This window comes from Hwanghaeella sp. 1Z406, assembly GCF_048892425.1.
GTDB lineage: Bacteria > Pseudomonadota > Alphaproteobacteria > UBA8366 > Aestuariispiraceae > Pacificispira.
The window spans coordinates 620,310-634,061 of the sequence record NZ_JBLZHU010000001.1 but is presented as its reverse complement, the minus strand read 5'-3'; the positions used below and the strand labels follow the sequence as shown (position 1 = coordinate 634,061).

General features: G+C 54.5%; 14 protein-coding genes. 11 read left to right on the top strand and 3 right to left on the bottom strand.

Annotated elements, in window-relative coordinates:
- Window positions 1–12 precede the first annotated feature (12 nt).
- The 3 genes from ACOSDR_RS02905 to ACOSDR_RS02895 form a co-directional block, all read right to left on the bottom strand.
- Window positions 13–480 (bottom strand): SRPBCC family protein, encoded by a 468-nt coding sequence (locus ACOSDR_RS02905; RefSeq protein WP_420730323.1) that lies wholly within the window; start codon window positions 478–480, stop codon window positions 13–15.
- The gene (locus ACOSDR_RS02900) at window positions 477–818 is read right to left on the bottom strand and encodes an ArsR/SmtB family transcription factor (RefSeq protein ID WP_420724383.1); all 342 of its coding nucleotides are present in this window, start codon (window positions 816–818) and stop codon (window positions 477–479) included. Before ACOSDR_RS02900 ends, ACOSDR_RS02905 begins: the two co-directional genes overlap by 4 nt.
- Window positions 819–997: 179 nt before the next feature.
- The gene (locus tag ACOSDR_RS02895) at window positions 998–1,441 is read right to left on the bottom strand and encodes a flagellar biosynthesis repressor FlbT (protein WP_420724384.1); all 444 of its coding nucleotides are present in this window, start codon (window positions 1,439–1,441) and stop codon (window positions 998–1,000) included.
- Between the two features lie 218 nt (window positions 1,442–1,659).
- On the opposite strand from ACOSDR_RS02895, the gene ACOSDR_RS02890 reads away from it, so the two are divergent.
- The 11 genes from ACOSDR_RS02890 (at window position 1,660) to ACOSDR_RS02840 (ending at window position 13,647) form a co-directional block, all read left to right on the top strand.
- Window positions 1,660–2,085 carry a hypothetical protein gene (locus ACOSDR_RS02890; protein WP_420724385.1) on the top strand — a complete coding sequence of 142 codons (426 nt, stop codon included), beginning with the start codon at window positions 1,660–1,662 and terminating at the stop codon, window positions 2,083–2,085.
- A gap of 309 nt (window positions 2,086–2,394) precedes the next feature.
- Window positions 2,395–3,930 carry a flagellar hook-length control protein FliK gene (locus tag ACOSDR_RS02885; protein ID WP_420730322.1) on the top strand — a complete coding sequence of 512 codons (1,536 nt, stop codon included), beginning with the start codon at window positions 2,395–2,397 and terminating at the stop codon, window positions 3,928–3,930.
- 76 nt (window positions 3,931–4,006) lie between these two features.
- Window positions 4,007–4,693: a flagellar hook assembly protein FlgD gene (locus tag ACOSDR_RS02880; RefSeq protein ID WP_420724387.1), complete on the top strand. Its 687-nt coding sequence runs from the start codon at window positions 4,007–4,009 to the stop codon at window positions 4,691–4,693.
- Window positions 4,694–4,760: 67 nt separating this feature from the next.
- Window positions 4,761–6,230, top strand: a complete 1,470-nt coding sequence (locus ACOSDR_RS02875; RefSeq protein WP_420724388.1) for a flagellar hook protein FlgE — start codon at window positions 4,761–4,763, stop codon at window positions 6,228–6,230.
- Window positions 6,231–6,421: 191 nt separating this feature from the next.
- Window positions 6,422–6,676 (top strand): DUF1153 domain-containing protein, encoded by a 255-nt coding sequence (locus ACOSDR_RS02870; RefSeq protein WP_420724389.1) that lies wholly within the window; start codon window positions 6,422–6,424, stop codon window positions 6,674–6,676.
- 570 nt (window positions 6,677–7,246) lie between these two features.
- Window positions 7,247–8,878: a flagellar basal-body MS-ring/collar protein FliF gene (fliF, locus tag ACOSDR_RS02865; protein WP_420724390.1), complete on the top strand. Its 1,632-nt coding sequence runs from the start codon at window positions 7,247–7,249 to the stop codon at window positions 8,876–8,878.
- 183 nt (window positions 8,879–9,061) lie between these two features.
- The gene (gene fliG, locus ACOSDR_RS02860) at window positions 9,062–10,078 is read left to right on the top strand and encodes a flagellar motor switch protein FliG (protein ID WP_420724391.1); all 1,017 of its coding nucleotides are present in this window, start codon (window positions 9,062–9,064) and stop codon (window positions 10,076–10,078) included.
- Between the two features lie 28 nt (window positions 10,079–10,106).
- Window positions 10,107–10,919: a hypothetical protein gene (locus ACOSDR_RS02855; RefSeq protein ID WP_420730321.1), complete on the top strand. Its 813-nt coding sequence runs from the start codon at window positions 10,107–10,109 to the stop codon at window positions 10,917–10,919.
- A gap of 83 nt (window positions 10,920–11,002) precedes the next feature.
- Entirely contained in the window at window positions 11,003–11,347 is a 345-nt protein-coding gene (gene fliN / locus ACOSDR_RS02850) for a flagellar motor switch protein FliN (RefSeq protein WP_420724607.1), read from the top strand.
- A 17-nt stretch (window positions 11,348–11,364) separates the two neighbouring features.
- Complete coding sequence (locus ACOSDR_RS02845) at window positions 11,365–12,201, top strand: motility protein A (protein ID WP_420724393.1); 837 nt, start codon at window positions 11,365–11,367, stop codon at window positions 12,199–12,201.
- A 6-nt stretch (window positions 12,202–12,207) separates the two neighbouring features.
- Window positions 12,208–13,647, top strand: a complete 1,440-nt coding sequence (locus ACOSDR_RS02840; RefSeq protein ID WP_420724394.1) for a sigma-54 interaction domain-containing protein — start codon at window positions 12,208–12,210, stop codon at window positions 13,645–13,647.
- The last annotated feature ends 105 nt before the right edge of the window (window positions 13,648–13,752 follow it).

Here is a 13,752-nt window from a genome sequence, read left to right as displayed (position 1 = left end):
CGTGCCACCATCTTACCCGAGGCGGTTCGCGTATTCTTCAAGTTGGGCTGCGACCGTCCCCCATCCCTCGAAGAACCCCATTTCTTCATGCGTATGGCGGGCTTCCGGCGAGCGATGCCGAACTGTCGCTGTGTAGGTTGTTCCGCCCTTGTCGTCGTCTTCGAATTCAATAATGGCGGTCATGAATGGATCAGCCGCAGGTTTCCATCCTTCGCTGTACGTATCTGTGAACACCAGACGCCGACCATCCACGATCTCAAGAAATACTCCTTCGTTGGGTATTTGATTACCATCGATATTCATGACGGTATTGAACCTGCCCCCCACCCGCAGCTCAATCTCACAGCTATCAATAGAATGTGGTTTGGGCATGAAGAAATGTTTGATGTGTTCCGGTGTCGTCCAGCATTCCCATAGCAAAGAACGAGGGGCATTGAGCCTGCGGGTAAATGTAAGGTCGGTATTTGGGTCGAGATTCATGTGTTTGGTTCTTTCATCAAGGTGTTGATGTAATTATCAAAACCATCAAGACGCGCTTCCCATACAGCGCTTTGCTCGCTCAACCAGTTTTTTGCTGGTGTAAAAGCGGTCGGGGACAATTCGCATGTCCTGGTGCGTCCTTGCTTTCTGGTCGTTACTAAACCCGCCGCTTCAAGTTTTCTCAGATGTTCCATAAAGGACGGCAACGCCATGTCATGCGGTTTGGCAAGTTCGCTGACACTTGCCTCCCCCTGGGCAAGACGCTGCAGGATCATACGTCTTGTTGGGTCACCAAGAGCTGAGAAGCAGAGGTCTAGATTTGATTCATAGTTAGCCATATCCCTAAGTAACATTACGAAACTAGGATTGTCAACAAAACTTAGGGATATCCCTCACTATGCAATAACTGGATATTAATTGAAATGCGGTCCGTTACAACGCAAACGCCGACAACGCCGTTCACCGAAGCCTTAAATCGGCTTTATGCCTGTAAAAAATCTGTCTAGCTGACGCGGTATCAGGCGTCCTGGTCTTCATCGTAAAATTCAGATTCCTCTTCAAGGCCTGGCCAAAGACCAAGACTTTTGAAGCGTTCTGTTTCGTGCTCGATCAAGGAATGTGACGCCCGCAACGCGTTGTACAGACGCCCTGCACCGATCTCCGTTTGAATTTTTGTAATAATATCTGCACTGCTGGGCGCAGCGGAGCTGTATTGATTGAGCAACTCCTGCGCCATTTGTTGATAGCGTGGACGCTCATCTTCAAACATATAAGCACATTGCAGAGCATAATAGACCCGACGCGCCGGACTTTGCGCGTCGGCCTCACTCATCACTTCCTTGCGGCGCAAGATGTCGGCGTGATTGTGCAGGATGATCGTTGTCGCCTCCCCCGCATTTTCAAGGACGGCCCCATTTATAATGATACGTTCTTTCGATGGTAGTTTAATGCGCAGGGGCATGACCGGTTCCTCTAATAACATCTGCAGCGGGACTAGACCTCACTATAAGCCGTGTCGCCCACAACGCCAACCCGTGCGGCGAATCGACACCTCTTGCAATTTTGCACAAAATCAGCCATATTATGCACTATGGATTAGAGTTTTTAGGAACTTTTGCCGGTTTTTGAATGCTCTAAGGACCATAAGAACGATAGCAGAAGCTGTCGAGGAGGTTTAAAATGGAAATCAACGTTACACCCCCTGTGCCGCTGTCGCAGAATAGCCAGACTCAGCAGGCACCAAACGCAACCACACAAGCCGGGGCCACCACCACGGTTCAGAACGTGCCTGATAATGTCGTCACCGCGACGACTGATTCTGCGCAACCCAATACCCGTGAGGATGATGCCCTGCGTCGTCAGGAACGCTCCGTTCGGGAACAGGGTGTCTCTGCTCTGCCAGAACTGCAGATTCAGGGCCTGAAGACTCGTGTGGGTATTGATGCGGAAACCGATGTGGTTTTCCTGGAAGTTTTGTTGCCCAACACGGAAGAAGTGTTGCGCCGCATTCCATCGGAAAACCTGATTGAATTTCTGCAGTCTCAGGTAGACCGTATCAGCACTCGCGGGGACTCGGCGTCTCGCGCCTTTGATACCTCAATCTGACGCACCGAATTATTCGGCGTAGGACGTTTCAGTAACAGACAGCGCTTGTTTCGGGGCGCTGAGGGGTGCCTTGTATCCAGGGCATTTTTGCTTTTTGGGGATGGGCGATGATGCCGACTGCCCCACGGCAGAAGATTCCCGCTTGCACTAAATCTGCTCGGATGAAACTGCCCACATGGACGCTTCGATACTCCCCCTCATTCTGTTCCGACGTTAAAAATCATATATAATTCATATATTTAAGCATGCCAATTGAAACTGGCCCGGAGATTGCTGTTAACCAGGCAGGAATGACCCCGGAGACACATTATGTCCGTAAACACTGTGAACGACAAAACCCAAGACCTGTTTGGCGCGACGGACACCAGCCGCTCGCAACAAGATCGCGCGAACACCGCAGACAAGGAGACTGCGCCTTCTGCCGAAGCGCGATTTGCCCAGATTCTGAAGGGTCGCCTTGAAACCAATGTCAATTTCACCCGTGCGGACCAACAGCTTAAAATGCCGGAAAAGGCCAGCGCCGACAAGAACCCGACACCGATATACAATCGCCGCGACGACCGTGCGCGCGACCAATCCATTGACGATGCGCCCCGGGATGATCGGGACCAGGATGATCGCACAACGCCAGTTGCCCACGCCCCAGTGGAGCCGTCCCAGCGGCGTGATTTACAGAATGGACCCGCGGATCGCAGTTCCGTCGCGCAGACTGGCACAGGCGCTAACGAGAACACCGCCCCGGCTTCTTCTGAAAAAGGCACCACACAGGCGGGCGACGCGAAAGCCAATTCAGCCGCCACGCAATCCAACGGTTCAGCAAAAGAAGCGCAACAGGCTGCAGCAGCCCAGGTTGCGAAGGGAGAAAGCGTCTCCCCCGAGATTCTGGAGCAGGCTAAGAAGGCCGTCCAGAATTCGGGACCAAAAATGACGGCAACGGTTACGGATGACGCGGCACAGATTTCGTCGCAACCACAAAACACCCTATCGGCAAAGGCCGCAGTGGCCGCCGACACCGCAGCCAAAAAGGGCGATGCCGCCGCCTTGTCTCAGGCCGAGGCGGAAGGCGATGCCACAGCAGAGGCAGACTCTGCGGTCAATAATATCTTTAACCGGGTTAAAGGCGACTCCAAGAAGGCAAATGCACAAGGCGCAAATGCCGCGCAAAATGGCGCGGATCCTTCGAAGGTTGGAGCGGCCGCACAACAGGCCGCCGCCGTTGCTAATCCGACCGTTAATACACAACAGGTCGCGACCAGTATGGGCACACAAGCTTCCAGCCTGACCGGATCAACGCAAAGCGGCACCACTGTCGACGCCGCCACTGGTACGACAGCCAGCCTGGGCGCGAATAACAGCATTCAACAGCGCGGTACGCCCGCCCCCACAGCCAACGCCTCACGCCCGCCGCCCGTTCCTGCACATGTCGTGGCAGATCAAGTGGCTGTAAATATCAGTCGTGGTTTGGCCCAGGGCAATGATCGCATCACCATACAGTTGCGTCCGGCTGAATTAGGGCGCGTCGAGGTCAAAATGGAAATGACCCATGAAGGCAAGATGACTGCGATTGTTTCAGCAGAACGTCCGGAAACTCTGGATATGCTGCGCCAGGATGCGCGCACCCTTCTGCAATCATTAAACAATGCCGGTCTTCAGGCAGACCAGAACAGTCTGAGCTTCACGCTTCAGAATCAAAATTCGGGCAATGGATCACAGCAGAACCATGCCCAGGGGAATAATGTGTCAGGCCAAACCGCAGATGGATTGGATGACTTGATCAATACAGGTTTCATTTTTGAACAAACCGGTGGTTTCGATGGAGATGGGCGACTGGATGTTAAAATCTAAGCGCCCAATTCCGGATAGAACCATGCCCGATGTGGCGGACATATCCGTTGCGACATCGGCATAAGGAGAGCAAACCATGGCCAATGATATCAATTCGTTGTTATCGACGCAGACCAATGTGCCAACGCAATCCCAGAAGCAAACGGAGGCGTTGAACAGTCTTGCAAATAACTTCGACAATTTCCTGACCATTCTGACGACCCAGTTGCAGAATCAGGACCCCTTGTCCCCTATGGACACGACCGAATTTACCAATCAGCTGGTCATGTTTGCGGATGTCGAACAATCCGTGCGGCAAAGCGGTCAATTGGAAGACCTGATCACCCTGAACCGCCAGAACGAGGCTACGGCCGCCGTCGGCTACATTGGGCAGGAAATCAAGGCTGACTATAACGAAGTCAACTTCCAGGGTGATCCCGTTACCCTGTCCTATGCCCTTCCTGAAGAAGCGAAGCGCGCGACAATGGAAATTTATAATGGCGCGGGGGAACTGGTGCGACTGGTTCAGAACATGCCAACCACATATGGGGATCATGACGTCTCATGGGACGGTACAGATCAGAACGGCAACCCCGTCCCGCCCGGGGCATACAGCTTCCAGGTTGGTGCCGTGACGGAAGACGATGAACCAATTGATCCAACTTACAAAACCGGCGGAACCGTAACAGGTGTCGAATTTGACGGCGGGACAACAACGCTGTTGATGGGCCCTGTCAAAATTCCGCTGAGTAAAGTGCTTCGTGTTGAGGATCCAACGGCCTAGCAATGGCCCCGCGCAGTATCAGGATATGATCCCAGATTGCGCCTTTGAGGAAAAGAGGAGTTAGGCAATGAGTATTTTCGGTGGTCTGCGCTCAGGCGTGTCGGGCTTGTTCGCTCAAAGCCAATCCATGGCGATGATTTCAGATAATATCGCCAATGTGAATACCGTTGGCTATAAGGTGAACCGCGCCCGGTTTTCGACTCTGGTAACGACGCAAGGGTCTGAATCAGCCTTCGCTTCTGGGGGTGTTCAGTCCAGTGTGGGTAGGGAAATCAATGCTCAAGGTCTGCTGGCCGCCTCAACGGCATCGACGGATATCGCGATTTCCGGAAACGGCTTTTTTGCTGTGACCGATGGGCTGACCTTCAACACGACAACCGGTGTTTATGAGCCCACCGGTGACATTTTCTATACACGGGCCGGGGAATTTCGCGCTGACAAAGACGGAAACCTTGTCAATACCGCCGGGTTCTATCTGATGGGCTTTCCGCGCAATGCAACGGATACCGGTTTTGATGTGACAAACGTGCTCAGCGCCATGAATGGCGTCAATGTGGCGGGTCAATCCGCAGCACCAGTCTCGACTTCCTCTGTATCGCTCAGCGCGAACTTGCAGGACGCGACGGCGACCGGCGGAACCTATGATACCTCCGTCCAGATTTTCGACCGCAAGGGGGCGGAACGGACCCTGACCCTGACATTCACGAAGTCAGGCGCAGCTGCAAATACCTGGACCATCACCGGTGCGACCAGCGCCGGCACATCCCTGGTTGATATCGACGCCAACGATGATGGCACAATCACAATCGATGATGGGACACCCGCTGCAAGCGGTGGTACTGCCGGCGATGGCATTCTCTCCGATGGGGATGAAGAAACTGACAGCGTCGCCGATACAGCCTTGATTGCGAACGGCGCCGTGCTGGGCACGATTACCTTCAATCCGAACGGTACCTTGGCCTCGGTCGGATCGAACCTTGCCGGGGGGGATATCACTGCGGCAGGGAATTCGGCGCTGGGTGTCCTGGATCTGGTAATAGATTATGACGGCAATGGTGCCACCTCTGAGGACCGTGAAACAATCGCAATCGACTTCGGGACAATTGGCGGCACGAATGGTGTGACACAGTTTGACGGTACCAGCGTGCTGAATGATGTGGATCAGAATGGGAAGCAATTTGGCTCCCTCTCTTCTGTCTCAGTCAACGAGTTGGGTGTCGTAACAGCCCTGTTCGATAATGGCGAATCCCGCCAGTTGTTCCAGGTTCCGCTGGTCACCTTTAACAATGCCGATGGCCTGAAACCGGTATCGGGGAACGTCTACAGCCAGACCGACAATTCGGGTCAGGCCGTGGTCAAAGTTGCCAATACGGGCGGGGCTGGGTTGATTGCCCCCTCCTCCCTGGAACAATCCACCGTCGATCTGGCTGACGAGTTCACAAAACTGATCGTAACCCAGCGCGCCTTTGCGGCGAATACAAGGGTTATCACCACTGCAGATGAGATGTTGGACGAACTTATCAGAGCCAAACGCTAACTCTGTAAACTCATTGAATTCAATTACTTGGGCGCGTCCTCTGGGCGCGCCCATTATTTTTTGGGATTTTACTTGCGAATTTCATAAAATTTTATATAAATTTGTTTCTAATTGCTGGTCTTCACAAAACCATAATCGACCGGCAGCGGACGCAACGTCCCATAAATTCTTTAACTGGAGCAACGGCCCGGATGACAGGACAGCAAAGCAAGATAGAGCACAGAGAGCCCAAGCAGGATAACGCCCTGCCCCCGGCAGATACCGAACGATGGGTGATCTCACGAAAAGCACAGGTTGTCAGAGCGATTGATACGGGCGTCCTGACCGAAGACGAAGCCTGCAAACGCTATGACCTGACCAGGGAAGAGTTGAATGGATGGCGTATCCTGATTTCCCAGCATGGTGTTCGGGGTCTACGCGTCACACGCTTGCGCCAGTATCGATAAGTTAAAAGCGAATCGTAAACACTTGAAAAGACTCACACACTGCAGAAACGCGTCGTGACGAGTTCTTGCAATGCGTTACTGAATGCTGCGAATTACATTGTATTTTCTTCAATATGTTGTGTTTTTATCATTGCGCTGGTGCGAATATCGGCTATCTTTGCCGAGAGATAGGCAAAATTTGCCGCGCGAATTCCTAATTTTACTTTGGGCAAGAATGCTTGAAGATATGCTTACAAACTATCGAATCGATGAGTCGTTGTAAGTAATTCGCCAGGAAGCAGAATCGAGTCGTACTGGTGTGAATTTTGCGGGAGTTGCATTTTTTACGAAAGTTACGAGGCAGAATGCCTTTTTTGACGAGCCAGACTGGTTGTCCTCCGCGAGGGACGCCATGCGTGTTAAGAAGGATCTGGCAGATCATGGCGCAGAAGCGCTCAGGCGCCCGGTAAGTGCGTAATCTGTTGCAGTGACGTTGAGTACCAAGTGTGATCTGACACAAGGGGATCCGACAAGAGAATTGGCCAATAGGGCGTGTTCTCGCTGGCGGTCGGAAATACGAGGAGCGGTTTTGTGGGCAATCTAATTGATCTGATTCGGAGTTTCGGGATGGCGCGCCTGACGGCGGGCGTTGCTGGCACGGCCGTCATGCTGGGCCTGTTAATTTTCCTGCTGATCTCTGGCACGAAACCGGAAATGGCCCTGCTCTATTCAAACCTGGATCCCCAGGCCACCAACCAGATCGCGGATCAACTTGCCAGCCGCCAGATCGATTTCAGCATGTCGACGGATCAATCCCAAATTTCCGTGCCGCGTGATCAGGTTGGCCCCTTGCGGTTGGAATTTGCCCAGCAAGGCCTCAGCGGCACAGTCCCCGGTTATGATATCTTTGACCGGGATCAAAGTCTCGGCCAATCCAGCTTTACTCAGGAAATCAACAAGCTGCGCGCAATGGAAGGGGAGTTATCCCGCACCATTGCCTCCATCGATAATGTCCGTGGCGCCCGCGTGCATATCGTGCTGCCGCGGCGGGAACTGTTTACCCGTGAACCGATGGAAGCAACAGCATCCGTTGTCATTAAAATGCAGGGCGCCAATCGGCTTGATCGGTCCCAGACATCCGCCATTCAGCAATTGATCTCCACCGCTGTGCCGAACCTGGATCCAAACCGTATCACGATCGTCGATGATCGCGGTACCCTGCTGCATGGCGGCGGTGACAAGGGTGATGGCACGCTGAATCCTGATAATGTTGCGGATATGCGGTCCGGCTTTGAGGGTCGCCTTTCCGGCAAGGTCACTGAGATGTTAGAACGGGTCGTCGGCGTGGGCAAAGCCCGCGTGGAAGTATCCGCGGAAATGGATTTCTCGCAGGAAACGTCCAGCATTCAGTCCTATGACCCCGAACAGCAGGTTCTAGTGTCATCGCGAGAGATTGAAGATACGTCATCGTCTCAGGAAGCCAATCAGGATACCGTGACTGTTGGGAACAATCTGCCGGATGCAGGTGCCCTGGATGGTGGCGCGGTGGGCAATACCGAAACGAGCGCCCGCACCGATTCAATCCAGAATTTCCAGACCGGCAACACCAAGACAGAGCGCATTGTGCCCCCGGGACGCGTGGATCGCCTCTCTGTCGCCGTTGTTGTGGATGGTATCCGCCAGCCGGATGGCACCTATGAGCCGCGCAGCGAGGACGAGATGAATGTCCTGCGGGAACTGGTCGAGTCCGCCGCAGGCGTGAACTTGTCGCGCGGGGATCAGGTGACGATCCACAATCTGCGCTTCGAAGATGTTCCGGTCTATACGCTGGATGAAGAAGAAATGTTCGGTCTGCCCAAGAGCCGGATCTGGTCACTGGTTCAAACCGGTGTCATCGGGCTTGTGGTTCTGCTGATCGCGTTGATCATTGTCCGACCGCTGATTACCAAGCTGTTTGATATGCAGCACCAGACCGCCGCCGGTCGCGCGGGTGACTCCCCCACCATGCTGACCGATCAAAGCGGCAATGCGATTGCAACAGCCGGTGGTCAGGGCATGATGCCGCAAGAAGGTACGGAAGAATTCGAACATATGATTGATATCGCCAATATTGAAGGGCGCGTGAAGGCGTCTTCGCTTAAGAAAATTGGCGAAATTATCGAAAAGCATCCCGAAGAAGCTGTATCGATCCTGCGCACATGGATGTATCAAGGATCTGATTAAGCCGCGTGCCGGTACCGTCTTGCCTTCTGGAATGCTTGATTGGACACGGCATGTAGGTTTCTCATGTTGGTTTATGCGGACTCGCTTTATAAAGGGGATGACTGATATACGGGAAGTCGCATCGGCTGGACGCAGCGATGATGATTCCTGGGGCGCAACAGAGAACTTGGTACGACCAGCACCATGAGAATACGCGACGATTATAGGGGCCTGACCGGGCCAGACAAAGCCGCGATGATGATCCTCGCCATTGGTGAAGAAAACGCGGTGAAGCTCTTTACCTATATGGATGACGAGGAGATCAAGGAAATCTCTTCTTCAATGGCCAATCTGGGCACAATCAGCTCAAATCTGGTGGAGCGGCTTTTCTCGGAATTCGCCGAACAGATTTCGTCTACAGGATCACTGGTCGGGTCTTATGAATCTACAGAGCGCTTGCTCAGCAAGGCCCTGGATCCTGACAAAGTATCCCAGATCATGGAAGAAATCCGGGGTCCTGCCGGGCGCACCATGTGGGACAAGCTGGCAAATGTGAACGAAGTCGTGCTGGCCAACTATCTGAAGAACGAATACCCCCAGACCGTTGCGGTTGTTTTGTCCAAGATCAAGTCCGACCATGCCAGTCGTGTACTGGGTGCCCTGCCGGAAAGTTTCGCGATGGAAGTCATCATGCGGATGCTGCGCATGGAAGCCGTACAGAAGGAAGTGCTGGACGATGTGGAGCGCACATTGCGGAACGAATTCATGACCAACCTGGCGCGCACGGCCCGGCGTGACAGCCATGAAATGATGGCGGAAATCTTCAATGCCCTGGATCGGAATACTGAAAACCGCTTCATGACCTTGCTGGAAGAACGCAATCGCGACAGTGCCGAGAAGATCAAGTCCCTGATGTTCACCTTCGAGGATCTGCAAAAACTGGATCCGGGCGGTGTTCAAACGCTGTTGCGCAATGTCGATAAGGACAAACTGGGCACAGCCTTGAAGGGCTCGTCAGAGCAGATCAAGGAACTGTTCTTCTCGAACATGTCCGAGCGCGCGGCGAAAATTCTGCGTGAAGATATGAATGCCCTTGGACCTGTCCGATTGAAGGATGTGGATGAAGCGCAGATGGAAATGGTCAATCTGGCCAAAGACCTTGCCGCGAAAGGAGAGATCATTATCTCCGAAGGTGGCGCTGAAGATGAGTTGATTTACTAATGTCGGTGCAGGGTGAGGCCCAATTGTGATGGCGAAAGTGGCGAAAACAGAGGAAATGAAACCGTTCATGTTTGAGCGGTCTTTCGATGAATTCGACCAGGAAAAGAAAAAGCCGGCCGCCAATGCCGAGCCCGCGCCGGAGGATATCCCGGAGCCGGAACCAGAAATCAGCTTCAGCGAAGAGGAAATGAACGCCCAGAAGCAACAATCCTATATGGATGGTCATGCGGACGGGTTTCGCGAGGGCCATGCCGAAGCGATGGATACGCTGGAGCGGCAATTGAATGACCTGTTGGAGCGACTGGCCCCGATGGTGTCCAAACTTGGCGAAGAACAGCGCAAGGCAAATGAGCGTGCGCAGGCCAATATGGCACGCATGGTGCAGGAATTGATGAACAAGTTGATGCCGATCTATGTCAAAAACCACGGCGCGGAAGAAGCGATGGCGGTGGTTACGGAATGTTTGGCCGAATTACAGGATCCCGGACGGCTGTCAATTCACCTGTCTGAGGAAACGGCGGACCTGTTGGGAGATCGCCTGAACAAAGCTGCGGAGCGGGCCGGATTTCAGGGTGTGATCCGCTTGCGTCCAGAAGAAGATATGGGGGCTTCTGATGTGCGGGTTGATTGGGGTGCTGGCGGGGCAGAACGACGCTATGAAACGATCAAGGCTGATGTCGATGCCGCAATTGAGCGCGCCGTGACACGCACATTGGAATCAATAGAAGCCGACAGTGAGCCGGAAACGCCGCCTGCGATGGACGATGACAAAACTACAGACGACCAGGGCGCACTGGAAACCGATGCACCGGATGCAGGCGATGTACAAGATAAGGAGTAAATTTTATGGCCGATGATACTGACGACGACACCCCAACGACCGACGCGGCAAGTGGCGACGCGCCAGAAAAGAAATCCGGGTCCATGGCGGATTTTGACCTTCAGGAATTGGGAGAAGGCGCGGGCGAGGAAGATTATCTGGACGCACGTGCGGCCGAACTGATGGCCCCAACCGGTGCGCGCGACCTGGAAGCGGTTTATGAAATTCCAGTACAGGTCGCCGCCGTTCTGGGCAAGGCATCCATGCAGGTCAGCCAATTGTTGAAGCTGGGACGCGGGGCGGTCGTTGAACTGGATCGCAAGGTCGGCGAAGCAATTGATATCTACGTCAACAATCGCCTTGTGGCGCGGGGCGAAGTGGTGCTGGTGGATGACAAACTTGGTGTCACCATGACGGAAATCATCAAATCCGATAAATCACCGAACTGATTGGATACACGGCGGGAATGGCAACCGATACCCAACCGGGCTCTGGCGGAGACCGCCCCCTCACCCAACCTTCCACGCGGGGGTCGGTGGATATTGCGACAATTTTCGGGATTATTGGCGCGGCGATCCTTATTGGGGCGGCGATTGTGCTGGGCGGCAGTCCAGGATCCTTTGTCGACTGGCCCTCAATCCTGATTGTCATTGGGGGAACCTTTGGGGTCGTTACCGCCTGTTTTTCGATACTGGATATGATGGCCCTGTTCCCGACATTGGGCCGGACCGTCTTTCGCAGTGGCCTGAATGCGGGAGAGGCTGCGATGCAGCTGCTGCAATTGGCCCAGATCGCGCGGTATCGCGGAGTTCTAGCCATTCAGAACTACATGCCTGCCGTTGAAGACCGCGAAATGCTGCGCGCTGGCCTTGCCATGGTCATCGATGGCACGCCGGGGGAGGATGTAGAGCGGATCATGCGCCGCGAAGTTCAGGCAATTGCGCAACGCCAGACACGTTCTGTATCGATCCTGAAAAAGGCTGCAGAGATCGCGCCCGCTATGGGATTGATCGGAACCCTTGTTGGTCTGGTACAAATGCTGGCCAATCTGGATGATCCAAATTCCATAGGACCCTCCATGGCTGTGGCGCTGTTGACCACCTTTTACGGGGCGCTGTTGGCTAATGTGGTGTTCACGCCGCTTGCGTCCAAGATGGAACGAAATGCGACGGAGGATATGTTACTCAATCAGCTTTATGTCATGGCGGCGTCGTCTATCGGTCGTCAGGAAAACCCGCGCCGCCTGGAAATGCTGTTCAACACCGTACTGCCCCCGTCCGAACGGGTGGATTACTTCGGATAAGAGGCCATGAAACTACTCATCATCGGAACCCTTGAAGGGCACATGACAGGCGCCAGCCAAATTGCCATCCAACGCGGCGCGAAAGTGGCGGCGGTCGATGCGATTGACCAGGGGCTGGAGCATTTACGCAATGGCAAAGGGGCTGATGTCGTCCTGATCGACGTGCGCCTGAATATAGAGCGCCTGTGTAAGGCCCTGCTGGCGGAGCGGATCAATACGCCCGTCGTTGCCTGCGGCATGGACGGTACTGACGCGCAGACCGCCGCTGCCGCCATCCGCGCCGGGGCCAAGGAATACATTCCCCTGCCGCCGGATCCGGAACTGATTGCTGCGGTTCTGGAAGCCGTTGCCGAAGAAAGCACCAGCATCATTCACAGCGATCCCGCAACCAAGCGGGTGATCAAGCTGGCCGACCAGATTGCACCCTCCGACGCCTCTGTCCTGATCACCGGACAATCCGGGACCGGTAAAGAGGTTATGGCCCGCTATATCCATGCCAAATCCAGACGGGCCACAGGAACCTTCGTCGCCGTCAACTGTGCCGCCATTCCCGAAAACCTGCTGGAAAGCGAGTTGTTTGGGCACGAAAAAGGCGCTTTTTCCGGTGCCATCGCGCGCCGCGTTGGCAAGTTTGAAGAAGCCAATGGCGGCACGTTGCTGCTGGATGAAGTCAGCGAAATGGATCCGCGTCTTCAGGCCAAGCTGTTGCGCGCCTTGCAGGAGCGTGAAATCGATCGAGTCGGCGGCAGCAAGCCGGTCAAGGTTGATGTCCGAATCCTGGCAACTTCGAACCGCAATTTGCAGGAGTCTGTGAAGGCTGGGGAATTCCGGGAAGATTTGTATTACCGCCTGAACGTGGTCAATCTGGATCTGCCGTCGCTGGCGGAACGCCCGATGGATATCCCCCTGTTGGCCAGCTATTTCGTCAAGAAATATACGGAGGCGAACGGCGCGCCCGCGCGCACCCTGTCGGCAGAGGCAAGCGCCATGCTGCAAGCCTATCACTGGCCAGGCAATGTGCGGGAATTAGAAAACACCATGCATCGCGCCGTGTTGTTGGCGTCGGGGGAAGAGATCGACACGGATGCGATCCTGCTGACAGAAAAGCCCAAGGCCCCTGCTACCGATCCTGCGCCCGCTATGTCGCCTGCCCCGTCCTCTCCTGCCCCAGCCCCTGCGGCCCCGATGTCACCGCTGCCTTCTGGGGCAGAGGATCAAAGCCATGCCAGCAAGGACCAAGCAGGCAAGGAACAAGCGGGAGGCGCAATGGTTGGGCGCACCGTCGCGGATGTGGAGCGGGACCTGATCATCGATACGCTGGGCCATTATCTTGGCAACCGCACCCATGCGGCCAATATCCTGGGCATTTCAATCCGGACATTGCGCAATAAGCTGAAACAATATTCCGAAGAAGGATACGCCGTCCCCGCGCCCGGCGAATCGTGACAGACGTGGTGAATGCGTGGCGGTTTCCGCCACCGGGTGTGACGTCATAAGGAGTGGCTAATAGCCATGTCGCAGACGGAAGGGACAGAAAAGACGCCCGGAACA